This window comes from Neisseria sp. HMSC067G12 (assembly GCF_001812725.1).
Classification (GTDB): domain Bacteria; phylum Pseudomonadota; class Gammaproteobacteria; order Burkholderiales; family Neisseriaceae; genus Neisseria; species Neisseria perflava.
On the sequence record NZ_KV810209.1, the window covers coordinates 8,049 to 8,530 of the forward strand.

Consider the following 482-nt stretch of genomic DNA (forward strand, 5'->3'; position numbering starts at 1 on the left):
TTTCCGCCGGTATTTAAACCGCGCCTTGCTGGTGCTTTGGGCGTTGCTTTTGGCTTTGGTAGTCCGAACCTGTAACCAGCCCGCCCACGCCGACACGGATCAACTAGAGCAGGAAACGCCCGCAATATGGGAAACAGACCCAACAGCCGGAATAGTTTTAGAACCAGTATCAGAGGAGGCAGAGCAATGAAAACCATCATGGATAAGCTGGCAAACCAACTAAACAGCAAAGAAAAGGCAATCGCAGCGGTGGACGTTGTAAGCACTATCTTGCTGATCGTGAATGACGGAGCAAGCCAAAAAGAGGCGATTCATACCGTATCAGTCATAGCCCGCGAAGCTATGGACAGATTCGAGGAGGTAGGAAAATGAAACCAACATACAAAGAAATCAGAGCCGCCGCGCAATACCGCTGGCCGGAAATACACACGGCATTAGGCATAGACCAGCGATACCTGAAAAACAAACACCAGCCCTGCCCC

At 50.8% G+C, this 482-nt stretch carries 2 protein-coding genes and 1 pseudogene; all 3 read left to right on the forward strand.

Going from position 1 to position 482, the window contains the following annotated elements; translation table 11 throughout:
• The first annotated feature begins 31 nt into the window (after positions 1-31).
• Positions 32-190: a PTS sugar transporter subunit IID gene (locus tag HMPREF2871_RS11980; protein ID WP_283126917.1), complete on the forward strand. Its 159-nt coding sequence runs from the start codon at positions 32-34 to the stop codon at positions 188-190.
• A complete protein-coding gene (locus tag HMPREF2871_RS07505) occupies positions 187-372 on the forward strand; it encodes a polyribonucleotide nucleotidyltransferase (RefSeq protein WP_070440650.1) in 186 nt (61 codons plus the stop codon). The genes HMPREF2871_RS11980 and HMPREF2871_RS07505 overlap by 4 nt, the downstream gene beginning before the upstream one ends.
• Positions 369-482, forward strand: a pseudogene (locus HMPREF2871_RS12135) (DNA primase); the annotation flags it as partial. The gene HMPREF2871_RS07505 and the pseudogene HMPREF2871_RS12135, both read left to right, overlap by 4 nt.

Coding starts and splice junctions, on each gene's coding strand:
- HMPREF2871_RS07505 (WP_070440650.1), top strand. CDS start 187: ATGAAAACCATCATGGATAAGCTGGCAAACCAACTAAACAGCAAAGAA.